A 22,971-nucleotide genomic window follows, 5' to 3' on the forward strand; every position below is an offset into this window, starting at 1 on the left:
AGGGCCATCGGACGCTTTCTTGCGTCCGATGTTTGGATCTTAATGGTTGGGCAATGAATAAGGAAGCCATCGGTCCCGGGGTATACGCCAGTCGTGGGTAAACGGGGACGCCCGCGCGATCTGCCGCGCATAGACACGAGGCCGCGCATAGCGCGCCGGCGCTTGATGCAGGCCGGACCTACGCAGAATGCATGCCTGCAAATGGGGCGCTCATTCGAGCCCGATCGTGCCGTCGACGACCGTGAGCGAGGTGCCGCCGATCCAGATCTTGCCCGCTGCGTCGTCGTAGTCGACGAAGACACGGCCGTCACGCCCCATCGCGGTGCCCTGGCGCACCGTATAGCGGCTGCCGGGGCGGCGGTTTTGCTGCGCGAGCAACATCGCGATGGCGGCATTGGCGCTGCCGGTCACCGGATCCTCGCCCTTGCCGAGGCCCGTCATGAGGCAGCGCACCTCGAAGTTGGCCGGGCCATTGGCGTCATGCGCGCCGTAGGCCGCGAGACCTTGCGCGCCCACACTCGCGGCGATGGTTGCGAGGGCGTCGTAGTCGATGTCGAGCGCGAGCACCGCCTGCGCGGACGACAGGCGCACCACGAGCCACGGCGCGCCGTTGTCGACGCCGCACGGCGCTGCACCGAAATCGATCGCGTCCGAGCGCAGGGCGGCGCGCAACGCGTCGTATTGCGACTCGGGTAGCGGCGTCATCTTCGCCGGCGGCGCGGCGAACGCCCAGGTGTCCATGGCGTCACTGGCGGTCCCGGCACAGCGCCGCTGGGCCAGCTCGACCAGACCCGCGCCGCATTCCTGCACGAGGTGGCCCGGTGTCTTCGGCTGGCGGCCGCTGTCGAGGAACGCATGCGCCGTGCCAAGCGTCGGATGGCCCGCGAACGGCAATTCGCCTTGCGTCGTGAAGATGCGCACGCGATAGTCGGCGCGCGCGTCGGTGGGGGTGAGCAGGAAGGCGGTTTCGAAGAGGTTGGTCCAGCGCGCGATGGCTTGCATCTGCGCCGTATCGAGCCCGTCGGCGTCGAATACGACGGCGAGCGGATTGCCTTTGAAGGGACGCGACGTGAACACGTCGACCTGTTTGAAGCGGACGCTGCGTAGGGTCATGGCGCGAGTAAGAGGCGTGAGACGGGGAGAAGTGGCTCGCGCGCCGTGCTGCATCGCGCGCTCGCCGCGATGGTGGCGCACACACCGGGCGGCGTGTGCGCTGGAGGGGACTGTGCAGGAGCGGACTGACCTGGCCGGACCAGGCTGGCCGCACCAACCTGGCCGCCCCTCTCCGCTTTGGAGCGAGCGCTTACTCGACTTCGGCGATCAGCTCGATCTCGACGCACGCGCCGAGCGGAATCTGCGCGACGCCGAACGCCGAACGCGCGTGCTTGCCTTTCTCGCCAAACACGTCGGCGATCAGCTCGGAGGCGCCGTTCGTGACGATGTGCTGCTCGGTGAAGGTGAGCGTCGAGTTCACGAGGCTCATCAGCTTGACGATGCGCTTGACCTTGTTGAGGTCGCCCGTGTGGGCGTGCAGCGTCGCGATGAGGTCGATCGCGATCGAGTGCGCCGCGGCCTTGCCTTCCTCGGTCGTGAGCGACTCGCCCAGCTTGCCGGCCCACACCTTGCCGTCCTTCTTCGCAATGTGGCCCGAGAGGTACACGGTGTTGCCGCTCTGCGCGCTCATCACGTAGGCGGCCGCGGGTGCGCCCGCCTGGGGCAGTTCGATGCCGAGCTGTTCGAGACGGTCGTAGACGTTGATATCAGCCATGATCAGGAGTCCTTGTACGGTTGGGGTTATCGGTTCACGGGTGCGCGCTTCAGCTGCGCGCGCGGATGAGTTTCGCGAGCGTCGCCACGCCTTCTTCGATCTTCGCGGGCGGCACCGTCACGAACGACAGGCGCAGCTTGTTGTGCTGCGGCTCGCTCGCGAAGAACGGCGCGCCCGGCACAAAGGCCACATTCTGCGCGACGGCTTCTTCGAGCAGCTTCATGGTGTCGATGCCCTCGGGCAGCGTGACCCACACGAACATGCCGCCTTCCGGACGGTTCCAGCTCACGCCTTCGGGCATGTTGCGCGCGAGCGCGTCGAGCATCGCGGCGCACTGGTCGCGGTAGAGCGCGCGCACCTTCGGGATATGGGTGTCGAGGAAGCCGTCCTTCACGACTTCGTGGACGATGCGCTGCGTGAAGCTCGGCGTGTGCAGGTCGGTGGCCTGCTTGGCCTGCACCAGTTTGAAGTGCAGCTCCTCGGGCGCGATGATGTAGCCCACGCGCAGGCCCGGCGCCAGCACCTTCGAGAACGAGCCCAGATGCACGACGTGCTCGGGCGCCATCGAGAGCAGCGTGGGCAGCGGCTTGCCCGCGTAGTCGAGCGCGCCGTACGGATCGTCTTCGATGACCGGGAAGCTCGCGCGCTGCGCGAACTGCGCGAGCGCCTCGCGGCGTTCGAGCGGCAGGCGGCGGCCCGTCGGGTTCTGGAAGTTCGGGATCGCGTAGAGCAGGCGCGCGCCGGCGGTCAGCTCGGGCGTGAGGCCTTCGGGCACGAGGCCGTTGTCGTCGGTGGGCAGCTGCACGTAGCGCGGCTCGTAGAGCGAGAACGACTGCAGCGCGCCGAGGTAGGTGGGCGTTTCGACCAGCACGGGGCTGCCCGGCGAGACCAGCACCTTGCCGAGCAGGTCGAGCGCCTGCTGCGAGCCCGTGGTGATCAGCACCTGCGACGGCCGGATCTTCGCGCCGCCCACTGAGTAGCGCTCGGCGACCCATTCGCGCAGCGGCAGATAGCCTTCCGTCGCGCTGTACTGGAGCGCGCCTGTCGGGTTCTCGCGCAGGATGCGGTCGGAGGCCGCGCGCATTTCCTCGGCCGGGAACGAGGCCGGAGCGGGCAGGCCGCCGGCGAATGAAATGACCTCGGGGCGCTCGGTGACCTTCAGGATTTCGCGAATCGCCGAGCTGGTCAGCTTGATCGCACGCTCGGACAGTTGCCACGTGGGGGCAGCCTTGAGATCGCTCTGGTCCATGGGGTCTCCTTGTTGAGGTCGGGCACGAGGGCCTGGACGGCCCGGATTGAGGCGGCGCGGGTGCGATGGGAGTCGGACGCCCGGGTTGCCGAAAGCTTTTGATTATGACGCGAATCCCGCTCTGGCGGCACGCGCGCTCGCGCTTGCCATGTCAATCGGGTTCATCGCCGGCGATGCGGCTTGTTCGTTCAGCGTAGCGGTGCGCCAAGCGTGCGCAGCCCCGACGGCGTTTCGAATTGCGCGACGAGCGCAGGCGTATCGGCTTCTTCCACCGCGATCACAGACGCCGCGCCAAGCCAGTTCAACTGCTCGCGCACGGTTTCTGCCTGCGGATGGAAGCCCGTGAGTGACTTGAGCACGATGCCGTTGTCGCCGAGCGTCTGCGACGGATGGCGCGATGTATCCCACTGGATCAGCGAGGGCAGGATGCCGTCGCCCGCGCCCTGCCAGGACGGGAACGCGCCGTCGAGCGGCACCGTGAGCTGCCAGCTCAGATCGCCGCGTGTCATCGGCACGAGATCGGGGATGCGCTGCGGGTACTGGCCGCGCCACCGTTCGAGATTCTTGGGCGGTGCGACGCGCGCGACCCAGTGCGAGAGGTACGGCCCCGTTTCGAGGCGCGCCTGCACGGCGGGATCGTCCAGCGCGAACAGGCGCGAGCGGCCGGCCGCGTGCGGGTTCGCGCCGGCGTCGACCGCGATCACCTCCAGGTAGACGCCGCCCCACAGCCCGAGCAGGCGGTTGTGGGTGCGCATGAGCGGATGCGCGCCGCCGCCCGCGGGCGCCACGCCCAGCGTATCGGCGACGTACTGCACGCCTTCGTCCAGCGTGCGGGCGGAAACGACGAGATGATCGAGACTGAGCGGCGTGGCGGTCATAAGAGAATCGTCTGGGAACGAGCCGAACCGGAGGACGTGGGCCATACGGAACACTTCGGGCGCAGTCGGCCGCGAGATCCGGGACGGACCGCAAGCCTGGCGCACGCGCGTCGGCGGGATGGCCGGCACCTTACCGGCCTATACACAAAGAAATGTACCGGTATGGTGGCAGACAGTAACGGTACAATCGCTCCGATAGTGTTCGGTACAGTTGGAGCCGCCATGTCGTCCGTACCCCTCGACCAGATTCCGGCGCCGCACGACGCGGCCACGACCACGCTCGTCGACCAGTTGGTCCAGTGGGGCCGCCGCCGCATCGACGAGCGCGTGTTCCGCCCCGGCATGCGCATGCCGTCCATCCGCAAGCTCGCGCTCGACAAGGGCGTCTCGCGCTTCACGGTGGTGGAGGCCTACGAGCGCCTCGTTGCGCAGGGCTATCTCGATTCACGGCGCGGCTCGGGCTTCTACGTGCGCGAGCGGCTCGCGGTCGTGGCGCCGCACGAGCGCCGTCCCGCCGCGCCCGACGCCAGCGGGGCGGCCGAGCCCGCGCCGCCGCCCACCCTCGACGTGGTCTGGCTGCTGCGCAACATGCTCCATTCGTCGACGCATCCGGAAAAGGGGCCGGGGCTCGGCTACCTGCCGGCGCGCTGGCTCGACGGCGAACTGCTGGCGGGCGCGATGCGATCGCTGGGCCGCCAGAGCGGCGCGCAGCTGCTCGGCTTTGGCTCGCCGCAGGGCTTTCTGCCGCTGCGCCAGCAGTTGCAGACGCGCCTCGCGGAGATCGAAATCGGCGCGACGCCCGACCAGATCGTGCTCGTTTCGGGCGTCACCCAGGCCATCGACCTGCTCGCGCGCCTGTACGTGCAGCCCGGCGACACCGTCGTGGTGGGCGACCCCGCGTGGTTCCAGATGTTCGGCCGCTTCGCCTCGCAGGGCGCGCGCCTCGTGGGCATGCCGTACACGCCCGAAGGGCCGGACCTCGACGCGCTCGAGACGCTCGTCGCGACCTGGCGGCCGAAGCTGCTCGTCATCAACTCGGTGCTGCAGAACCCCACCGGCACTTCGCTCACGGCCGCGCAGGCGTTTCGCATCCTGCGCCTCGCGGAGCAGTACGACTTTCTCGTGGTCGAGGACGATATCTACGGCGACCTGTGCCCCGCGGGCTATCCGGCCACGCGCCTCGCGAGCCTCGACCAGTTGCGCCGCGTGATCTATCTCGGCAGCTTTTCGAAGACGCTCGCGCCCAATCTGCGCGTGGGCTTCATCGCGAGCGCGCTCGACGTGGCGCAGGCGGTCGCGGACCAGAAAATGCTGGTCGGCATGACGAGCCCCGAGCTCAACGAGCGGGTGCTCTTTCGCGTGCTGACCGAAGGCCACTACCGGCGCCATGTGGAGCGCCTGCGCGCGCGGCTGGATGCCGTGCGCGACAAGGCCGCGCGCATGCTGGAGCGCGCGGGCTGCAAGCTGTTCATCGCGCCGGGCGCGGGCATGTTCCTGTGGGCCAACACTGGCGTGGACGCCGACGCGCTCACGGCCGCCGGCCACGAGGCGGGCTTCCTGCTCACGCCGGGGAGCCTGTTCTCGCCGCACCAGTCGCCCACCACGTGGATGCGCTTTAACATCGCGAACTGCGGCGACCCGGCGCTGCCGGCTTTCCTCTCCGGCTATCTGGACGGCGTGGCGCGGCGCTCTTGAAACTTGCGCGGCGCGTCCCCATATGCGCGCTCAACGCGCCGCGGCAATGCGCACGCGGCCAAGCCTACTGACTGCAACGAACGAGGACCCCCGACCATGGCACAAGAAACCATGAGCTTCCAGGCGGAAGTGAAACAGCTTCTGCACCTGATGATCCATTCGCTGTACAGCAACAAGGAAATCTTCCTGCGCGAGCTGGTCTCGAACGCGTCGGACGCCGCCGACAAGCTGCGCTTCGAGGCGCTCGCGAACAGCGCGCTCTACGAAAACGATCCGAACCTGCGCATCCGCGTGGGCTTCGACAAGGCCGCCCGTACGGTCACCATCGACGACAACGGCATCGGCATGAGCCACGACGAAGCCGTGGCCAACCTCGGCACGATCGCGCGCTCGGGCACCAAGGAATTCTTCGGCAAGCTCTCGGGCGACCAGCAAAAGGATGCGGCGCTCATCGGCCAGTTCGGCGTGGGCTTCTACTCGGGCTTCATCGTCGCGGACAAGATCACCGTCGAGACCCGCCGCGCAGGGCTGCCCGCCGCCGAAGGCGTGCGCTGGACGAGCGCGGGCGAGGGCGAATTCTCGGTCGAGGCGATCGAGCGCCCCCAGCGCGGCACGACCATCACGCTGCACCTGCGCGAAGGCGAAGACGAATTGCTTTCCGCGTGGAAGCTGAAGTCGATCATCCAGAAGTACTCGGATCACGTCGGCCTGCCCATCGAGATGAAGAAGGAAGAATGGGACGCCGAAAAGAGCGAGATGGTCACGAAGGACGAATTCGAGACCATCAACCAGGCGAGCGCGCTGTGGACGCGCGCGAAGAACGACATCAGCGACGAGCAGTACCAGCAGTTCTATCAGCACCTCGCGCACGATCACCAGAATCCGCTCGCGTGGACGCATAACCGCGTCGAGGGCCGCAGCGAATACACGCAACTGCTCTACGTGCCGTCGCATGCGCCGTTCGACATGTGGAACCGCGACCACAAGAGCGGCCTGAAGCTCTATGTGAAGCGCGTCTTCATCATGGACGACGCCGAGCAGCTACTGCCCAACTACCTGCGCTTCGTGAAGGGCGTGGTCGACTCGGCGGATCTGCCGCTGAACGTCTCGCGCGAAATCCTGCAGGAAAGCCGCGACGTGAAGGCGATTCGCGACGGCGTGACCAAGCGCGTGCTTTCGATGCTCGAAGAGATGGCCGCCGCGCAGACCGACGCCGAAGCGAAGGACGAAGACAAGGCGAAGTTCGCGACCTTCTGGACCGAGTTCGGCCAGGTGTTCAAGGAAGGCGTGGGCGAAGACCACGCGAACAAGGAGCGCATCGCGAAGCTGCTGCGTTTTGCGTCGACGCATCACGACACGGCCGGGCAGACCGTCTCGCTCGCCGACTACGTCGCGCGCATGAAGCCCGAGCAGTCGAAGATCTACTACGTGACCGCCGATACCTGGCAGGCCGCGAAGAACAGTCCGCACCTCGAAGTGTTCCGCAAGAAGGGCGTGGAAGTGCTGCTGCTCACGGACCGCGTGGACGAGTGGATGCTCTCGTTCCTCAATGAATTCGACGGCAAGCCGCTCGCGAGCGTGGCGCGCGGCGACCTCGATCTCGGCGCGCTCAACGACGAGGAAAAGCAGCAGCAGGAGAAGGTGAGCGAAGAACTCAAGCCGCTCGTGGAGCAAATGAAGGACGCGCTCAAGGACAAGGCCAAGGACGTGCGTCTGACGTTCCGCCTGACCGATTCGCCGAGCTGCCTCGTGGCCGACGAAGGCGACATGAGCGGCTACCTGCAGCGCATGCTCAAGGCCGCGGGCCAGCAGGCGCCGCAGATGCAGCCGATCCTCGAAGTCAATCCCGAGCACCCGCTCGTGAAGGCGCTGCGCACGGATAGCGCGGACTTCGGCGACTGGTGCCATCTGCTGTTCGATCAGGCGCTGCTCGCCGAGGGCGGTGCGCTTGAGGATCCGGCGAGCTTCGTGAAACGGACCAACGCGCTGTTGCTCGCCCGGGCGGGTTGATGTTCGTACTTGAATGCCGCGCGCGTAGCGTACGCGGGCGGCATTTTTCGGAATTTTCTGGTTTTGTGCAGGGGTTCTGAGCGTTGAGGATGGATGCATTCGCGTACCGCGTAATGCATCCATGGACTGCGCAATGGCCCTGAACACACTCAAACGTCCTTTGAAAAGCCTGCCGTCCTTCGGCAGCCAGGACAGCCGCACGGCCTCCTGCCTCATTAATATCCGGCAAATGGCTTCGGCCGATGTCAGGTACTGGAATCGCCATGTTCAGCCCTTGATCAAGGCGCTGTACGACGAGTGGCCGGCATCCGTTCCCGTCGATTGGCTTCATCCTGCCGGAATTGATCTCGGCGCCATTCGGGCCGACGTTGGCTGGGATTGGGAGCGAATTTTCCTGCTGGCCAAGTGTCACAACTATCTACGGCCGCTTTCAAGTGCGCGCGAGCAGGCTCACGCGTGGTGCCTGGAATTGTCCGACACCAACGGCGGAATCCCGATTGGCCTTCTGACAGCCGTGCCTGCCTATGGCTCGCCCGTGCAGGGAGATCGGTCGAAAATGGGGTTTGTCTGGTATCTCGCGGACGCGCCGGTGGAATTCAATGTCACCATGCGTTTAGACCCGGTCGCGGGCGTCGCCAGGGCGCTTATCGACACCGCCATTCAGATGCGCCTCGATCTCGACGACGACGCTGCCGTTTTTCTGCATGCGGATCCTAAAGGCGGACGCAAGCTGATCGAATTTTACGGCAAGCGCTGTGTCATGACGCGTATCCGCAATCCGAAGCGGTACATATCGCCTTGCCGGCGCCCCATGCCTGGCGAGTACTTTTATATGGACGACGAGGCGGGTAGACGGTTCTGCGCCACCCACGATGATCGGCGCCTGGTTTTGGAGAGTTGAATGACTGGCAACGAACGCGACCGAGGAGTCGAGCGACACGATTTCGCAGCACCGCAGTTTTCCGTCGAGGAAACGCGAACGTTGTTCGCATTTCTCGGCGTCGACGGCGGCTTGTGCGATGAAGCCAGCCGCTCGCTCGCCATGGAGCGTCTTGCCGCGTTGCTGGAAGACGAAACGCAGACCGGGCGTCTTGTTTGCGCGCTGAGATCAGCGGGGCCGTCGTTCGACGAGAGCGAGGCGCGTAACGACAACTTCAAGCCGCTGCAATGGTTTCACGCGTATCGCCCCTCTGATCGCGAACTGCTCGATAACCCACCCACAGTCGGGAGGGCGATGGGTGCGCAGGATACGCAATCGCGTCTCAAGGGCATGCTCGAAGGTTCTGGCGGTGCGTATCTCGAAAGGCGGCTCCAACCGACGAGTGGCGGTATGGTGCAAGCGCACTCGCCCCGCACGCTCATTGAGGAAAGCGGCCTTCTCTCGTGCCCAGACGACGCACGCGAAGCGCGCATTCCGGATGTCCTGCTCCGCTGGCAAAAATTCGCCCTGGAGGTCGATCACGTCCTGAGAGCGCATCAAAGTCTCTGGGGGCGTCTTTCAGCATTCTTTCATCGTTCGAATTTGACCAGCCGATGGGAGCAGACCGAACCCAACTGGCTCGATCTCTATTTGCAGGAGGGGCGGCGGCGCTGGCTTCTGCAGATTCATTTCGGCGACGATAGTCACGTCGTGGTAATGATCGTTTCAGGGAGGCCAGGCAAGCCGCTGCAGGTTCCGGCCAACGATCCTCGCGAATTTTCGATGCGCTTGATCGATGCGTTCGATGGCGACGTCAACCCGGCGCGCTTTGCGCTCACGTCCGTCGAGCAAGCCATTGAAGCGTCGACCCGAGCCTCGCTCCATTAGCGTGTTGCTGGTAGACGCTGGGGGACTCGCGCCATGGAACAGCGCTGAGTTCGCCGGCTGAGCGTACCCGGAACGCGAGCGGCGAGTCTCCCGGCACGTCGGCCTATGCGCGGCCTATAATGCGCGCCATGCCCATCCGATTCGATGCCGCCGACGCGCACTGGCGCGCCGCGCCCCTCGCGGCCTTCAGCGCCGATCAGAAAGACTGGCTCACGCGCGGCGGTTCGCTTACCGCGCATCTGCGCGCGCTCGGCCACGTCGTGGTGCGCGTGACGCGCGAAGCCGTCGACATGCCCTGGCCCGACGAATGCGCCGCACTCGGCCTCGCGCCGCGCGAACGGGCGTGGTTGCGCGAGATCGTGCTCGAAGTCGACGGCGTGCCATTCGTGGCCGCGCACAGCGTGACGCCGCTCGTGGCGAGCCACGGTATCTGGCAGGCCATGCGCCGCCTGCGCACGCGTCCGCTTGCGGAGTTGCTCTACACCGACAGCGGCGTCGCGCGCTCGGCGCTCGTGAGCCGGCGCGTGAGCGCGCGGCATCCGCTGCATGCGCTTGCCGCGCTCGAAACGCACGGGCACGTGCCGCATGGGTTCGTCGCGCGACGTTCCGTGTTCGAGCGCCACGGCGCGCCGCTGCTCGTGACCGAATGCATGCTGCCTGCGTTATGGGCGCGCCTCGCGCGCGATGCGCAGCCGGCGTTGCCCGCGCATTCGGCGCGCGAGCGCGGGCCGCTCGGCCATACTGCCTCGCGGGCCTCACATTCGTCGCATCAGGCGGTGCGATGAGCGTCGTCGTCCCAGCCAGCGAGCCCTCGCCGATGAGTCTCAAGCGTTGCTTCGCACCCGTCGTCGACGCGCATACGCACGTGCTGATTCTCGGCAGCTTGCCGGGCGAGGCGTCGCTCGCGCATCAGCAGTACTACGCGCATAAGCAGAACCGGTTTTGGCATCTGGTGGGCGAGGTGATCGGCGAGGATCTTCCCGCGATGGGGTACGACGCGCGGCTGCAAACGTTGCTCGAGCATCGCATCGGGTTGTGGGACGTCGTGGCGGAGGCCCAACGGATCGGCAGCCTGGACAGCCGCATTCGCAACCATGCGAGTAACGACCTGGTTGCGCTTGTCGAAACGTTGCCGAAGCTGGTCGCTATCGCGTTCAATGGTGGAACGGCGGAAAAGATTGGGGTGCGGGTGCTGGGGGAGAGGGGCGATCGCTATCGGCTCATCCGATTGCCGTCGAGCAGTCCGGCCTACGCGGCGGTTTCCTATCAGGAGAAGTTGGTCGACTGGCATCGACTGCGAGAGTATTTGGCGGAATGACTCGACGCTCTGTCCTTCGCTTCGTTGCGCGAGTACGCACCGCGAAGCAGTATCAGGATGACGGCAGCAGGTGCTCGAGCTGAGATACGGTACCAATGAGTTCAGCAGTGAGCCGAACGAGCTCGGCGGTCAGACTCGCTGGAAGATCTATGTTGCCCTCGTATTCGGCCGCATTGCGCCTTCGATGACAGGTATCCAGTACGCGCCATTTCCCGGTTGGCCAACCGATCGTGTGCTCGAGGCACTGAAAGACCAGGTACCTGTCGTCGCTCCGGTATCCGTGAGCCCGTAATGCGGCGCGTGATGCGGCGTGAGCCGCATCGTAGGCGAGAATGAACTGGCTCTCGGTTGCCATCCCGCTACTGCTTGCGACGGTGTCGAGCAAGGTTCGAGCGAGGCCAGGTAACTGTTCGAATTCGCCTCGGTTCGGCGGAAAAGGTTTTAGTTTTCCGATGCGTACGAGGTTATCCAAGGTGGTCAACGTCATCCTCGGTTCCTGTTACCATCAGCTTCGCTTGGCGCAGCACTTCCGTGAGGAAGGGGTGGCCCTTGCGCTTGCGTTCGAGAAACTCTTCGGGAGTGTACTGGGTAATCTGGACTGTGCGGCCTAGCTGTCTTTCGGCTGACTCGAGCGCAGCCATGATCTGTACATAGGCGAGCGTTTCGCTGACCAACATCACGTCGACATCGCTGTCGGAGTGGTCGCTGCCTTGGGCGACTGAGCCGTACACAAAGGCGAATTTTATTTCTGAAGCAAGCGGGGACAGCGCTTCGCGGAGTACCTCCACGACCCCGAAGGTTTTGAGGACGATGAGACGCAACTCGCTGAAGATGGGGCTGCCTGCGAAGGCCCGAACCTGCTTGAGGTTGGCGATGCGTCGTGTTTCGATGAGCCCACCTCTTTCGAGGCGACTCAGTTCGCGTTGGACGCTGGCACTGCCCAGACTCGTCAGCCGGATCAATTCCTTGACGTGAAACCACTGCTCGGGCCGTCCAAACAGGCAAGCCAAAATGGGTTGCTGCGCATTGGAGAAAAGGGCGTCGCCGAGTTTTGTCATGAAATGGATACTAGCACAATCGAGCTAATATCTAGCACGATCGAGCCAGATTTTAGCTCGTTGATGAGCCACGCTGCAGATGTAGTCCGCAGCGATATCGCCGGGCAATGCGCGCAGGGGCATTCTCAGGCGCACGAGCAGCGCTTTCTCATCCTCCGTATGCCCTCCAGTAGTCCTGCCTATGCACCGACGACCTTCACCACCGCGCCTTGCCGCCCAAATCCTGCCCGATGCGCCACGAATGCTATGCTCTCGGTCGCCCGCGCATTTGCGTCTGAATTCGCAAGCGATTTTGCACCGCGAAAACGCATCGGATTTCGCATCTGCATCTGCTCCCTACAAGCAAGACATCTTTACATGACGAATCTCATCAAGCGCGCTTCGGCCGAAGCGCGTGCATTCAGCAAGACCCGCAGCAAGACCGCCAACGCAGCGAAGACCCGCAAGGCCGCCTCGGAGCAGGCCGACGCCGGGCTCGACAACGCCCCGGTCATCGAAGCGCCGCGCAAGCCGCGCTTTGCGCCCGTGACGTTCTCGGAAGAGGGCGGCGTGCGCTATCTGCACTTCGGCACCGAGTGGGTCCAGGGCGCGATGCGTCTCTCGAAGCCGCAGCACATCGAGCTCGAATACGCCCAGCAGATGATGGCCTGGCTGCTGTTCCTCGCCACGCCCGCACGCATCGTGCAACTGGGTCTGGGCGCCGCTTCGCTGACCAAGTTCGCGCATCGCTATCTGCGTCCCGCGAAGGTCGAGGCGATCGAGCTGAACCCGGCCGTCGTGGTGGCCGCGCGCACGATGTTCGAGATGCCGCAAGACGACGCGCGCCTCGCCGTGCGTGAACTCGACGCGTGGGACTTCGTGCACGACCGCGCGAACCACGGCACGATCGGCGCGCTGCAGATCGATATCTACGACGCGACCGCGCGCGGTCCGGTGCTCGACAGCGTGGCGTTCTATCGCGCGGCGCGCGCGTGCCTCGCCGATGCGGGCGTCGCCACCATCAACCTGTTCGGCGACCACCCGAGCTACGTGCGCAACATGAAGCGCCTGAAGGAAGCGTTCGACGGCCGTGTGATCGCGCTGCCCGAGGTGCACGATGGCAACCGCATCGCGCTGGCGTTCTCGGGCCCGGCGCTCGAGGTGAGCTGGGCGGCGCTCGACAAGCGCGCGCGCCTGCTGGAAAGCAAGCTCGGCTTGCCGGCGCACCAGTGGGTGAAGTCGCTGCGCGAGGCCGACGCCGAACACAGCAAGAGCGGCAAGAACGGCAAGAACGGCGAAACGTTCGCGATCTGACGCCAGCGCCGCAAGGCGTTGCATCGATCGGCGCGCCGGCGGATGCCGGGTGCGCGAGTAAAGGAAAGACCGGCCCCAGCTTCGATGGCGCCGGTCTTTTTTCGGCTTGCATAACAAGCTTTCTAATTGCTGACAATTTCAAATCAAACGCAGTGCCAGTTGTACCTTGACAACGTGGTCTAAATTGGGGTCCGCCCTTCTTGACCCGCCGCCGTGGCCTCGCTACTCTTTTCTGCGCTTTCGGGGACCTTGCGAGGCACGATCTCGCTGGCCAGGGACCGCCTCATATCGGGCGGTGGACCGCATCAAAATCCCCATAACTACATAAGTAACGAGGAGACGTCATGGCTCACGACGCCGACACCGGGAAAGCCAGCAAGCACTGGCTTTGGTTGTTGCTCTTGCCCTGGATCGCGATGATCTGGGTGCCGTCGTACAACAAGGTCGAGCCCACGCTGTGGGACTTCCCGTATTTCTACTGGTATCAGTTGCTCTGGGTGCTGATCAGTGCCGTCATCACCGCGCTCGTCTACTTCAAGACCAAGGACGGTTCGAAGGGCGCCGGCAAGGCAGGGGGCGCGCAATGAACGTCATCGCAACTTTCGTCTTCGTCCTGTTGTTCATCGGCGTCACGATCGTCGGCTTCCTCGCTGCGCACTGGCGCAAGGGCGACCTCGCCCATCTCGACGAGTGGGGTCTCGGCGGCCGGCGCTTCGGCACCATCGTCACGTGGTTCCTGCTCGGCGGCGATCTCTATACGGCCTACACCTTCGTGGCGGTGCCGGCGCTCGTGTTCGGTGCGGGCGCAACGGGCTTCTTCGCGCTGCCCTACACGATCCTGATCTATCCGTTTGCGTTCGTGGTGTTCCCGAAACTCTGGGCCATCGCCAAGCGTCACAGCTACGTCACCTCGGCCGACTTCGTGAGCGCGCGCTACGGCAGCCGCATGCTCGCGCTCGCCATCGCGCTCACCGGCATCGTTGCGACCATGCCGTATATCGCGCTGCAACTGGTGGGTATCGAAGTGGTGATTGGCGCGCTCGGCTTCGACACCACGGGCTTCGTCGGCGACCTGCCGCTCATCATCGCGTTCGCGATTCTCGCGGCCTACACCTACACTTCGGGCCTGCGCGCGCCGGCCATGATCGCCGTGGTGAAGGACGTGCTCATCTACATCACGATCATCGTGGCCATTATCGTGATTCCCGCGCAGATGGGCGGCTTCGGTCACATCTTCGGCGCGGTGCCGCCGGCCAAGTTGCTGCTCAAGGCCCCGGATGCTTCGAGCCTGAACGGCTATAGCGCCTATGCGACTCTCGCGGTGGGCTCGGCGCTTGCGCTGTTCCTGTATCCGCACTCGGTCACGGCGATTCTCTCGTCCTCGTCGGGCAACGCCATCCGCCGCAACATGGCCATGCTGCCCGCGTACTCGCTCGTGCTCGGCCTGCTCGCGCTGCTCGGCTATATGGCGCTCGCCTCGGGCGTGAAGGACATGCCGCAGTACGCGCCGTACTTCAAGGCCTTCGGCCCGAACTTCGCGGTGCCGGCGCTGTTCCTGCAGTACTTCCCGTCGTGGTTCGTGGGCGTGGCGTTTGCGGCCATCGGCATCGGCGCGCTGGTGCCGGCGGCAATCATGTCGATCGCGGCCGCCAACCTCTACACGCGCAACATCCACAAGGAGTTCATCAACCGCAACATGAATCACGAGCAGGAGACCAATGTCGCCAAGCTGGTCTCGCTGATCGTGAAAGTGGGCGCGGTGGCGTTCATCCTGGGCCTGCCGCTCACGTACGCGATTCAGCTGCAGCTGCTCGGCGGGATCTGGATCATCCAGACGCTGCCCGCCATCGTGCTCGGCCTCTACACGCGCATGCTCGACTGGCGCGGCCTGCTGCTCGGCTGGGCGGCGGGCATCGCCACCGGCACGTGGATGGCCATCTCGCTGCACCTCAAGGGCTCGATCTTCGTCGTGCATCTGTTCGGCATGGACGTGCCGGGCTACGCGGCGGTCTGGTCGCTGGTCGTGAACCTCGTGGTCTCGGTGGTGGTGTCGGTGCTCGTGCATCTGGTCGGCATGCAAAAGGGCGAGGACCGCACGCGCCCCGAGGACTATCTCGACCCGATCGAAAGCTGATCCGGTGCGCGCCAGGGCCTTGGCCTTGCGCGCGCGGCCAGCTTCACACGCAATGCCCGCAACGTCATGGTTGCGGGCATTTGTTTTTCTGGTGCACGATGCTTGCAGGGACGAACCTCCTGGGAGGCGCCGTTCCCGGCTCTTTTGCCGATTCTCCGCCCACTTGCGTCACGTCCAGCAGGCTTCGAGCGCGCCATGGCTTCGTCCGACCACGACACCGACACCGCATCCTCCGCCGCCACCGGCGACGCGTCGCGCCAGGGCACGCGCGCCGCCGGCCGCAGCAAGCCCGTACGCCGGCGCTCGCGCGTGGCGCGCCTCTGGCGCGCGCTCACCTCGCCGTTCTACCGCTACCGCAACGCCGGGATCATTCACGGCGTGCGCGTCGGGCTCGCGATGCTCGTGTCGATCTTCGCCACCACGGGCATCGACATCCCGCACGGCATCTGGGCGTCGGTCACGCTGCTCGTGGTGATCGGCGGCCTCCAGCATCATGGCAACATCCGCAAGAAGGCCGCCGAGCGCGCGCTCGGCACCGTGCTCGGCGCGCTGATCGGCCTCACGCTGATCGTCGTGCAGGCGGTGACGGGCTTCACGTGGCTCACGTACTCGCTCATGGCCATCGTCGCGGCCGTGTGCAGCTATTACGCGATCGGCAAGGCGGGCTATGTGCCGCTGCTCACGGCCATCACGATGTGCATCGTCGCGGGCCACGGCGACAACCTCATCGACACGGGCCTGTGGCGCACGCTCAATGTGATGATCGGCATCGTGATCGCGCTGGCGTTTTCGTTCGCGCTGCCGCTGCACGCCACCTATTCGTGGCGCTACCGGCTCGCCGACAATCTGCGCGAGATTGCGTGTGTCTATGCACAGGTGGTGAGCGGGGCGCACGTGGACCCCGACGCGCAGGTTGAGACTTTCCGGCGTCTGAATGCGCGGCTCGTGCAGCTGCGCGCGCTGATGCCTTCGGTAGCGAAAGAGATCGACGTGCCGCTCGCGCGGCTCGAGCAGGTGCAGCGCCTGCACCGCTCGCTGCTGAGCTCGCTGGAGATGATGTCGACGGGCCTCGGAAACTCCGAGCAGCGGCTCGTGCGGGTGGCCTTCGCGGGGCGCAGCGCGTGCGTGCGCGAAGCGCTGCTGGCGACGGCGCGGGCACTGCGCTTTGGCGGCACGCGGCATCCGGAGGCGGCGGCGCGTGCATTGCGGGCGGGCGCGCTCGAGGCCGCCTCGGGTGGCCTGGGTGGCCTGGGTGGCTTCGGTGGCTTCGGTGGCTTGGGTGGGGCAGGCGGCGGCGTGCCGGGCGCGGTCCCGGAAAGTGTGCCAGCGGGGCTGCCGTGTGCTGCGCCGCTGGCGCAGGGCGCCGCGCCGCTCGCACCGGAAATGCAGGGGCCTTACTGGCTCGAACAGCGCTTCGAGGAGCAGGTGGGGCAACTGCGTGCCTTGCTCCTCGAAACCGAGCCGAGATGGAACATCGAACGCGCCCATATGCACCGCATGGTGTGACGCGCGCGCGCAAACGTGATGGCGATGCTCAGGCAGCGGGGCTTTCGAGCGGCGGCGCGCTGACCATCCACGGCACGCCGAACTTGTCGGCCAGCATGCCGAAGCCGGGTGACCAGAAGGTTTTGCCGAACGGCATCGTGACCTGGCCGCCCTTGGCGAGCGCGTCGAAGTAGCGCTGCGCGGTGGCGGCGTCAGGGGCCGTGAGCGAGACGCTGAAACCGAGGAATTTATCGTGATGGGTCATGCATCCGCCGTCGGACATCATGAGCTGCGCGTCGCCGACCTGGATCGTCGCGTGCATGATTTTTTCGGCGAATTCGGGCGGCATCGGCTGCTCGGGGTTCGGTGGCGCGTCCTTGAAGCGCATCTTGAACAGCTCCTGCGCGCCGAGCGCCTCGCGATAGAACGCGATCGCCTCTTCGCAGGTGCCGTTGTAGAACAGGTAGGGCTGGATTTGCATCGTCAATTTCCTTGCGCACTGGACCGCCGGGCGATCCCGCGGTGGGCGGTCCCAGGTTGGCTGGCCGGCCCAATGAAGGAGCGCCGCGCGGCTTGGGTGATGCTGCGCGGCAGGGCGGGGCCGGGGTGGGGCGGCATGTTGCGCCGCTGCCCCTGATTCTAGGCGCTCCGGATGACCGCATGCACTTTTTGGGGGCAGGTGTCGTCAGGGTTTGCGAGAGCGCAGACGGGAATGGAGTTTGCGCTGCTTGCCGCCGGAAAATTGGGGGGCGCGCTGTTCAGGTGTGGCATGCAAAAAGGGCCGCACACGGTACGTGTGCGGCCCCGGCGGAGGTCTGTTGGTGGCTTCGCGCTTACCGCCCGCGCAGCTCCTCGATCATCTTTTCGAGCTTGATCGCGTCGGCGGCGAATGCGCGGATGCCTTCAGCGAGCTTCTCCGTCGCCATCGCGTCTTCGTTGAGCTGGAAGCGGAACGACGGTTCGTCCACGGCCACGCGCTCGATCTGCGCGTCCTTGAACGCTTCCGGCACGAGCTTGCGCTCGACCTTCTCCGTGCTGTCCTGCAGCTTCTGCAGCAGATCCGGGCTGATCGTGAGCAGGTCGCAGCCGGCCAGCTCGACGATCTGGCTGGTGTTGCGGAAGCTCGCGCCCATCACCTCGGTCGTGTAGCCGAACTTCTTGTAGTACGCGTAGATCTTGCGCACCGATTGCACGCCCGGATCGTTCGCGCCGCCGTCCTTCGCGTCGTCCCAGTCTGCGCCCTTGGCCTTCTTGTACCAGTCGTAGATGCGGCCGACGAACGGCGAGATCAGCTGCGCGCCCGCTTCGGCGCACGCGGCGGCCTGCGCGAGCGAGAACAGCAGCGTCATGTTGCAGCGGATGCCGTCCTTTTGCAGCACTTCAGCTGCGCGGATGCCTTCCCACGTGGAGGCGAGCTTGATCAGCACACGCTCGCGCGGGATGCCGGCCTGCTTGTACAGGTCGATGATGTGATGCGCCTTGTCGATCGACTTCTTCGTGTCGAACGAGAGGCGTGCGTCCACTTCGGTCGAGACGCGGCCCGGGATGATCTTGAGGATCTCGGTGCCGAAGGCGACCAGCAGGTGGTCGATGATCGATTCGACCGATTCGCTCGCGTGATCGCGCACGGTTTTTTCGAGCAGCGGCCGGTACTCGGCCTTCTGCACGGCCTTGAGGATCAGCGACGGGTTCGTGGTCGCGTCCTGCGGCTTGTACTGGACGAACTGCTGGAAGTCGCCCGTATCGGCGACGACGGTGGTGTACTGCTTGAGCTGATCGAGTGCGGTAGTCATGTCAGGCCTTGTGGGCGCATACGCGCCGGCGTCGGTAGGAGTTGAACGGCCTCGCGCGCCCGAGCCGCTGGCTCCTGGCACGAAGGGCGAAACGCGAAATGCAGAACGCCTGAAAACGCCTCAAAACGCGAAGGGGCGCTGCGTCGCCGCACCGGACACCGTCGTCCGCAGGGACGGGGACGGAGCGCGGGCGGCGCGCGATGCCGTGCCGGTGGGCACGGCGTACGCCATCATTTTATGGCGGATCGGGTGGCGGTGCGATGACGCGCGCCGTGGTATCGCCAATGCATCGCCGATCCCCGCGCCATCAGGCCCGCCGCGCGTTCAGGATCACCTGGGTGAGCACGCCTGCCACGAGTCCCCAGAACGCCGCCCCGATCGAGAGCAGCGTGAGCCCGGAAGCCGTCACCATGAACGTCACGAGCGCGGCTTCGCGCTCGTGGGGGTTCTGCATGGCGTTGGTGAGGCCGCTCATGATCGAGCCGAACAGCGCGAGCGCCGCGATGGAGACCACGAGCGCCGGCGGAAACGCCGCGAACAGCGCCGCGATGGTCGCGCCGAAGGTGCCGGCGAGCAGATAGAAGATGCCGCACCAGACGGCGGCCATATAGCGCTTCGTGCGGTCTTCATGGGCGTGCGGCCCGGTGCAGATCGCCGCGGTGATGGCCGCGAGATTGATGCCGTGCGAGCCGAACGGCGCGAGCACGAGCGAGGCGATGCCGGTCGTGGCGATGAGCGGCGAGGAGGGCGTGTTGTAGCCGTCGGCGCGCAGCACGGCGATGCCGGGCACGTTCTGCGAGGCCATCGCCACGACGAAGAGCGGAATGCCGATGCTCACGATCGCCGAAGCGGAGAACGCGGGCATCGTGAACACGGGCTTCGCGACGGCCACGCGGAAGTGGCTGAAGTCGAGCAGCCCGAGCACCGCGGCGGCCGCCACGCCCACCACGAGCGTGCCGACGATCGCATAGCGCGGCACCCAGCGCTTGAGCAGCAGGTAGGCGAAGAACATCGTGAGCACGAGCGGCGTCTGCACCTGGGCCGCGTGAAAGATCTCGATGCCGATCTCGAACAGGATGCCCGCGAGCAGCGCCGCCGCGATGCCGGCGGGCACGCGCTTCATGAGCGCGTCGAACCAGCCGGTCACGCCCACGGCCGTAAGCAGCAGCGCGCAGACGAGGTATGCGCCGATGGCCTCGGCATAGGGCACATGCGGCAGCGAGCTGATCAGGAGCGCCGCGCCCGGCGTCGACCAGGCGATCACGGTGGGCGCGCGATACCACAGCGACAAGCCGATGGTGGTCACGCCCATGCCGATCGAAAGCGACCAGATCCACGAGGAAATCTGCGCGGGGGAGAGATGCGCGGCCTGGCCGGCCTGGAACATCAGCACGAGCGAGCTCGTGTAGCCGGTCATCATCGCGACGAAGCCCGCGACGATCGTGGCCACCGACGTGTCGGCGAAGGGCCGCAAGGGTCCCGGCCGGAACGTCGATGGCAGGTCCGGGGACGAAGGCGCGGTCATGCTGGGAATCTCCTCGTTTTATGGTTGTGTGCGCAACGGTCTGGCGGCGCGCCGCGGGCTACGCGGCGAAATTGAGCGAAACGTGGGTACGGTGGCGCTATTTGCTCAGCACGCGCATGGCCGTTTCGAGCCCGGCGACGGTGAGCGGATACATGCGATGCCCGAGTATCTCGCGGATGATCGATACCGACTGGCGGTACTCCCATAGCCGCTCGGGCTCGGGATTGAGCCACGCGAAATGCGGGAACTGGTCGGCCAGGCGCCGCAGCCACACGGCGCCGGCCTCGGGGTTGTTGTACTCGACCGAGCCGCCCGGCTGCAGCACTTCATAGGGGCTCATGGTCGCGTCGCCGACGAAAATGAGCTTGTAGTCGGGCGTGAACTTGTGCAGCAGGTCCCAGGTGGGCGTGCGCTCGGCATGGCGGCGGCGGTTGTTCTTCCACAGGTAGTCGTAGACGCAGTTGTGGAAGTAGTAGAACTCGAGGTGCTTGAACTCGGCCTTCGCGGCCGAAAAGAGCTCCTCGGTGCGCTTGATGTGATCGTCCATCGAGCCGCCCACGTCGAGCAGCATCAGCACCTTCACGTTGTTGTGGCGCTCCGGGACCATCTTGAGGTCGAGCCAGCCGGCATTGGCGGCCGTGCTGCGGATCGTGTCGGTGAGGTCCAGCTCTTCGGCGGCGCCCTCGCGCGCGAAGCGGCGCAGGCGCCGCAGCGCCACCTTGATGTTGCGCGTGCCGATCTCGACCTGGTCGTCGTAGTCGCGGTACGCGCGCGCGTCCCACACCTTCACGGCGCTGCGCTGGCCGCCTTCGCCGCCGATGCGGATGCCCTCGGGGTTGTAGCCGCCGTTGCCGAAGGGCGAGGTGCCGCCCGTGCCGATCCACTTGCTGCCGCCTTCGTGGCGCTCCTTCTGTTCCTCGAAGAGTTCCTTGAGGCGCTCCATGAGCTTGTCGAGCCCGCCCATCGCCTCGATCTGCGCGCGCTGCTCGGGCGTGAAGTCGCGCTCGAGGCGCTTCTTGAGCCAGTCTTCGGGAATGTCGAAGGCGAGCTCCGACTTCTTCTCGATGCCGCGGAAGTACGCGCCGAAAGCCTGATCGAAGCGGTCGAAGTATTGCTCGTCCTTCACGAGCGTCATGCGCGCGAGGTAATAGAAGTCGTCGAGCGAGGGCGCGATCACGCGCTCCTTGAGCGCCTCGACGAGTGTGAGGTACTCCTTCACGGAGACCGGCAGCTTCGCGTCTCGCAGCGTGTAAAAGAAGTCGATCAGCATGCTGGTTCTCCGGCCTTGCGAGCGTGCTCCGCGCCTTGCGGCTGTCCTGGCGGTTGTCTTAGCGGTTGTGACGGTTCATGTAGATGAGCCGCTCGAACAGGGTCATGTCCTGCTCGTTCTTGAGCAGCGCGCCGGCGAGCGGCGGCATGGACTTCGAGCCGTCCGCCGCGCGCAGCGCGTCGGGCGGAATGTCCTCGGCGAGCAGCAGCTTGAGCCAGTCGAGCAGTTCGGAGGTGGACGGCTTCTTCTTCAGGCCCGCGACGTTGCGCAGCTCGAAGAAGCTTTCCATCGCCGCGTTGAGCAGATCGCGGCGGATGCCCGGATAGTGCACCTCGACGATGCGCTGCATCGTGGCCGGGTCGGGGAAGCTGATGTAGTGGAAGAAGCAGCGGCGCAGGAAGGCGTCGGGCAGCTCCTTCTCGTTGTTCGACGTGATGATGACGAGCGGACGCTGCTTCGCTTTCACGAGCTCGCGCGTTTCGTACACGTAGAACTCCATGCGGTCGAGTTCGCGCAGCAGGTCGTTGGGGAATTCGATGTCGGCCTTGTCGATCTCGTCGATCAAGAGCACGCTTTGCTGCTCCGACTCGAACGCCTGCCACAGCACGCCCTTCACGATGTAGTTGCGGATGTCCTTCACGCGCTCGTCGCCGAGCTGCGAGTCGCGCAGGCGCGAGACCGCGTCGTACTCGTAGAGGCCTTGCTGCGCCTTCGTGGTGGACTTGATGTGCCACTGCATGAGCGGCATGTCGAGCGCCGCCGCCACTTCCTCGGCCAGCATGGTCTTGCCCGTGCCGGGCTCGCCCTTGATGAGCAGCGGTCGTTTGAGGGTGATCGCGGCGTTGACCGCGAGCTTGAGGTCGTCGGTGGCGACATACTGCGAAGAGCCTTCGAAACGCGTGGCGCGCATGATGAACCGCTCGCTAAAAAAATCCCAGTATAAGTCAGAAGGGGTGTTGGGTCGGGGGGCGCTCGCGTATCGTTGGGTCCGCCCGATGCGGCACTCGTTTGTGGCTCGCGCGCGGTGTATGAGACACGCGTGGGGCACATCAGGGATGACCCGCACGCCACCCTGCCAGACCGCTCGCGAATTTTCTCATTCACGCCCGAGCCCCGTCCGGCGGGCGTCAGCGGGCATTGCCCCGGCGCTAGCCCGGTGGACGTGCGGCGGGGCGTCGCGGTATACTCGGACCGATTTTTTTCGGCCTGCACGGCGACCCAAAAGTAAAACAGCAGTAATGCGGCGCAGGCCGTGGCCTGCGGTTCGGGCGTTCGAATCCCCTCAAGCCAGGTTGGATGCTATGAAAAAAATTGTCGGCAAGCACGTCATGTTTGGCGCATTGACAGTGCTGGCGGGCTTCGCGGCCACGGCACACGCGGATGTCGTGGGCAGCGCGAAGGCAGGGCAGGGCAAGGTTGCGATGTGTATCGGCTGTCATGGTATTCCCGACTACCGCACCGCCTATCCCGAGGTCTATCACGTGCCAATCCTGGGCGGCCAGAACGCGCAATACATCGAAAACGCGTTGCACAGCTACAAGAAGGGCGACCGCCACTTCGGGACGATGCATGCGATCGCGGCGACGTTGTCCGACCAGGACATCGCCGATATCGCGGCGTATTACTCGTCGCAGACGGCCGCCACGAAAAACAACCCCGAGAAGTAACCGGCACGGGACAGGACAGGA

22 protein-coding genes are annotated in these 22,971 nt (G+C 65.5%); 11 read left to right on the plus strand and 11 right to left on the minus strand.

Going from position 1 to position 22,971, the window contains the following annotated elements; genetic code table 11:
* Nucleotides 1-210 precede the first annotated feature (210 nt).
* The 4 genes from BO1_RS21755 to BO1_RS21770 all read right to left on the minus strand — a co-directional run bounded on the left by BO1_RS21755 (nucleotide 211) and on the right by BO1_RS21770 (nucleotide 3,895).
* Complete coding sequence (locus tag BO1_RS21755) at nucleotides 211-1,113, minus strand: PhzF family phenazine biosynthesis protein (RefSeq protein ID WP_028219358.1); 903 nt, start codon at nucleotides 1,111-1,113, stop codon at nucleotides 211-213.
* Between the two features lie 190 nt (nucleotides 1,114-1,303).
* Nucleotides 1,304-1,768, minus strand: coding sequence for a RidA family protein (locus BO1_RS21760; protein WP_028219359.1), 465 nt, complete (start codon nucleotides 1,766-1,768; stop codon nucleotides 1,304-1,306).
* 49 nt (nucleotides 1,769-1,817) lie between these two features.
* Complete coding sequence (locus BO1_RS21765) at nucleotides 1,818-3,017, minus strand: aminotransferase-like domain-containing protein (RefSeq protein ID WP_028219360.1); 1,200 nt, start codon at nucleotides 3,015-3,017, stop codon at nucleotides 1,818-1,820.
* Nucleotides 3,018-3,205: 188 nt separating this feature from the next.
* Nucleotides 3,206-3,895, minus strand: coding sequence for a VOC family protein (locus tag BO1_RS21770; protein ID WP_028219361.1), 690 nt, complete (start codon nucleotides 3,893-3,895; stop codon nucleotides 3,206-3,208).
* Nucleotides 3,896-4,117: 222 nt separating this feature from the next.
* On the opposite strand from BO1_RS21770, the gene BO1_RS21775 reads away from it, so the two are divergent.
* The 6 genes from BO1_RS21775 (at nucleotide 4,118) to BO1_RS21800 (ending at nucleotide 10,725) form a co-directional block, all read left to right on the plus strand.
* Nucleotides 4,118-5,590 (plus strand): aminotransferase-like domain-containing protein, encoded by a 1,473-nt coding sequence (locus BO1_RS21775; RefSeq protein WP_028219362.1) that lies wholly within the window; start codon nucleotides 4,118-4,120, stop codon nucleotides 5,588-5,590.
* Between the two features lie 96 nt (nucleotides 5,591-5,686).
* Nucleotides 5,687-7,600: a molecular chaperone HtpG gene (htpG, locus tag BO1_RS21780; protein ID WP_028219363.1), complete on the plus strand. Its 1,914-nt coding sequence runs from the start codon at nucleotides 5,687-5,689 to the stop codon at nucleotides 7,598-7,600.
* 133 nt (nucleotides 7,601-7,733) lie between these two features.
* The gene (locus BO1_RS21785; RefSeq protein ID WP_156992356.1) at nucleotides 7,734-8,501 is read left to right on the plus strand and encodes a hypothetical protein; all 768 of its coding nucleotides are present in this window, start codon (nucleotides 7,734-7,736) and stop codon (nucleotides 8,499-8,501) included.
* Nucleotides 8,502-9,407: a hypothetical protein gene (locus BO1_RS21790; RefSeq protein WP_028219365.1), complete on the plus strand. Its 906-nt coding sequence runs from the start codon at nucleotides 8,502-8,504 to the stop codon at nucleotides 9,405-9,407. It abuts the gene before it with no gap.
* A 128-nt stretch (nucleotides 9,408-9,535) separates the two neighbouring features.
* Nucleotides 9,536-10,192, plus strand: coding sequence for a chorismate--pyruvate lyase family protein (locus BO1_RS21795; RefSeq protein ID WP_028219366.1), 657 nt, complete (start codon nucleotides 9,536-9,538; stop codon nucleotides 10,190-10,192).
* A gap of 32 nt (nucleotides 10,193-10,224) precedes the next feature.
* Nucleotides 10,225-10,725, plus strand: a complete 501-nt coding sequence (locus BO1_RS21800) for a DNA-deoxyinosine glycosylase (RefSeq protein ID WP_028219367.1) — start codon at nucleotides 10,225-10,227, stop codon at nucleotides 10,723-10,725.
* A 52-nt stretch (nucleotides 10,726-10,777) separates the two neighbouring features.
* Here BO1_RS21800 and BO1_RS21805 read toward each other — a convergent pair whose 3' ends face one another.
* Together BO1_RS21805 and BO1_RS21810 are read right to left on the minus strand one after the other, a co-directional pair.
* Complete coding sequence (locus tag BO1_RS21805; protein ID WP_245643870.1) at nucleotides 10,778-11,212, minus strand: hypothetical protein; 435 nt, start codon at nucleotides 11,210-11,212, stop codon at nucleotides 10,778-10,780.
* A complete protein-coding gene (locus BO1_RS21810; protein ID WP_028219369.1) occupies nucleotides 11,190-11,783 on the minus strand; it encodes a nucleotidyltransferase domain-containing protein in 594 nt (197 codons plus the stop codon). The genes BO1_RS21805 and BO1_RS21810 overlap by 23 nt, the downstream gene beginning before the upstream one ends.
* Nucleotides 11,784-12,140: 357 nt before the next feature.
* On the opposite strand from BO1_RS21810, the gene BO1_RS21815 reads away from it, so the two are divergent.
* The 4 genes from BO1_RS21815 to BO1_RS52165 all read left to right on the plus strand — a co-directional run bounded on the left by BO1_RS21815 (nucleotide 12,141) and on the right by BO1_RS52165 (nucleotide 16,716).
* On the plus strand, nucleotides 12,141-13,076 hold the full coding sequence (locus tag BO1_RS21815) for a class I SAM-dependent methyltransferase (RefSeq protein ID WP_028219370.1): 936 nt from the start codon (nucleotides 12,141-12,143) through the stop codon (nucleotides 13,074-13,076).
* Nucleotides 13,077-13,420: 344 nt separating this feature from the next.
* Nucleotides 13,421-13,663 (plus strand): DUF3311 domain-containing protein, encoded by a 243-nt coding sequence (locus tag BO1_RS21820; RefSeq protein WP_028219371.1) that lies wholly within the window; start codon nucleotides 13,421-13,423, stop codon nucleotides 13,661-13,663.
* Nucleotides 13,660-15,210, plus strand: a complete 1,551-nt coding sequence (mctP, locus tag BO1_RS21825; RefSeq protein WP_028219372.1) for a monocarboxylate uptake permease MctP — start codon at nucleotides 13,660-13,662, stop codon at nucleotides 15,208-15,210. Before BO1_RS21820 ends, mctP begins: the two co-directional genes overlap by 4 nt.
* Before the next feature lie 195 nt (nucleotides 15,211-15,405).
* Nucleotides 15,406-16,716 carry an FUSC family protein gene (locus tag BO1_RS52165; RefSeq protein ID WP_043285816.1) on the plus strand — a complete coding sequence of 437 codons (1,311 nt, stop codon included), beginning with the start codon at nucleotides 15,406-15,408 and terminating at the stop codon, nucleotides 16,714-16,716.
* A 28-nt stretch (nucleotides 16,717-16,744) separates the two neighbouring features.
* Here the strand turns inward: BO1_RS52165 and BO1_RS21835 are convergent, their stop codons facing one another.
* The 5 genes from BO1_RS21835 to BO1_RS21855 all read right to left on the minus strand — a co-directional run bounded on the left by BO1_RS21835 (nucleotide 16,745) and on the right by BO1_RS21855 (nucleotide 22,193).
* A complete protein-coding gene (locus BO1_RS21835; protein ID WP_028219373.1) occupies nucleotides 16,745-17,176 on the minus strand; it encodes a VOC family protein in 432 nt (143 codons plus the stop codon).
* Nucleotides 17,177-17,528: 352 nt separating this feature from the next.
* On the minus strand, nucleotides 17,529-18,488 hold the full coding sequence (gene tal, locus BO1_RS21840) for a transaldolase (RefSeq protein ID WP_028219374.1): 960 nt from the start codon (nucleotides 18,486-18,488) through the stop codon (nucleotides 17,529-17,531).
* Nucleotides 18,489-18,795: 307 nt separating this feature from the next.
* Nucleotides 18,796-20,013 (minus strand): benzoate/H(+) symporter BenE family transporter, encoded by a 1,218-nt coding sequence (locus tag BO1_RS21845; protein ID WP_028219375.1) that lies wholly within the window; start codon nucleotides 20,011-20,013, stop codon nucleotides 18,796-18,798.
* 97 nt (nucleotides 20,014-20,110) lie between these two features.
* Nucleotides 20,111-21,283 (minus strand): vWA domain-containing protein, encoded by a 1,173-nt coding sequence (locus BO1_RS21850; protein ID WP_028219376.1) that lies wholly within the window; start codon nucleotides 21,281-21,283, stop codon nucleotides 20,111-20,113.
* A gap of 58 nt (nucleotides 21,284-21,341) precedes the next feature.
* Entirely contained in the window at nucleotides 21,342-22,193 is an 852-nt protein-coding gene (locus tag BO1_RS21855) for an AAA family ATPase (RefSeq protein WP_028219377.1), read from the minus strand.
* 391 nt (nucleotides 22,194-22,584) lie between these two features.
* Here BO1_RS21855 and BO1_RS21860 point away from each other — a divergent pair, with 391 nt between their 5' ends.
* Complete coding sequence (locus BO1_RS21860; RefSeq protein ID WP_028219378.1) at nucleotides 22,585-22,950, plus strand: c-type cytochrome; 366 nt, start codon at nucleotides 22,585-22,587, stop codon at nucleotides 22,948-22,950.
* Nucleotides 22,951-22,971: the final 21 nt, after the last annotated feature.

Source organism: Paraburkholderia oxyphila NBRC 105797 (assembly GCF_000685075.1).
Classification (GTDB): domain Bacteria; phylum Pseudomonadota; class Gammaproteobacteria; order Burkholderiales; family Burkholderiaceae; genus Paraburkholderia; species Paraburkholderia oxyphila.

Coding starts and splice junctions, on each gene's coding strand:
- BO1_RS21755 (WP_028219358.1), bottom strand. CDS start 1,113: ATGACCCTACGCAGCGTCCGCTTCAAACAGGTCGACGTGTTCACGTCG.
- BO1_RS21760 (WP_028219359.1), bottom strand. CDS start 1,768: ATGGCTGATATCAACGTCTACGACCGTCTCGAACAGCTCGGCATCGAA.
- BO1_RS21765 (WP_028219360.1), bottom strand. CDS start 3,017: ATGGACCAGAGCGATCTCAAGGCTGCCCCCACGTGGCAACTGTCCGAG.
- BO1_RS21770 (WP_028219361.1), bottom strand. CDS start 3,895: ATGACCGCCACGCCGCTCAGTCTCGATCATCTCGTCGTTTCCGCCCGC.
- BO1_RS21775 (WP_028219362.1), top strand. CDS start 4,118: ATGTCGTCCGTACCCCTCGACCAGATTCCGGCGCCGCACGACGCGGCC.
- htpG (WP_028219363.1), top strand. CDS start 5,687: ATGGCACAAGAAACCATGAGCTTCCAGGCGGAAGTGAAACAGCTTCTG.
- BO1_RS21785 (WP_156992356.1), top strand. CDS start 7,734: ATGGCCCTGAACACACTCAAACGTCCTTTGAAAAGCCTGCCGTCCTTC.
- BO1_RS21790 (WP_028219365.1), top strand. CDS start 8,502: ATGACTGGCAACGAACGCGACCGAGGAGTCGAGCGACACGATTTCGCA.
- BO1_RS21795 (WP_028219366.1), top strand. CDS start 9,536: ATGCCCATCCGATTCGATGCCGCCGACGCGCACTGGCGCGCCGCGCCC.
- BO1_RS21800 (WP_028219367.1), top strand. CDS start 10,225: ATGAGTCTCAAGCGTTGCTTCGCACCCGTCGTCGACGCGCATACGCAC.
- BO1_RS21805 (WP_245643870.1), bottom strand. CDS start 11,212: ATGACGTTGACCACCTTGGATAACCTCGTACGCATCGGAAAACTAAAA.
- BO1_RS21810 (WP_028219369.1), bottom strand. CDS start 11,783: ATGACAAAACTCGGCGACGCCCTTTTCTCCAATGCGCAGCAACCCATT.
- BO1_RS21815 (WP_028219370.1), top strand. CDS start 12,141: ATGACGAATCTCATCAAGCGCGCTTCGGCCGAAGCGCGTGCATTCAGC.
- BO1_RS21820 (WP_028219371.1), top strand. CDS start 13,421: ATGGCTCACGACGCCGACACCGGGAAAGCCAGCAAGCACTGGCTTTGG.
- mctP (WP_028219372.1), top strand. CDS start 13,660: ATGAACGTCATCGCAACTTTCGTCTTCGTCCTGTTGTTCATCGGCGTC.
- BO1_RS52165 (WP_043285816.1), top strand. CDS start 15,406: ATGGCTTCGTCCGACCACGACACCGACACCGCATCCTCCGCCGCCACC.
- BO1_RS21835 (WP_028219373.1), bottom strand. CDS start 17,176: ATGCAAATCCAGCCCTACCTGTTCTACAACGGCACCTGCGAAGAGGCG.
- tal (WP_028219374.1), bottom strand. CDS start 18,488: ATGACTACCGCACTCGATCAGCTCAAGCAGTACACCACCGTCGTCGCC.
- BO1_RS21845 (WP_028219375.1), bottom strand. CDS start 20,013: ATGACCGCGCCTTCGTCCCCGGACCTGCCATCGACGTTCCGGCCGGGA.
- BO1_RS21850 (WP_028219376.1), bottom strand. CDS start 21,283: ATGCTGATCGACTTCTTTTACACGCTGCGAGACGCGAAGCTGCCGGTC.
- BO1_RS21855 (WP_028219377.1), bottom strand. CDS start 22,193: ATGCGCGCCACGCGTTTCGAAGGCTCTTCGCAGTATGTCGCCACCGAC.
- BO1_RS21860 (WP_028219378.1), top strand. CDS start 22,585: ATGAAAAAAATTGTCGGCAAGCACGTCATGTTTGGCGCATTGACAGTG.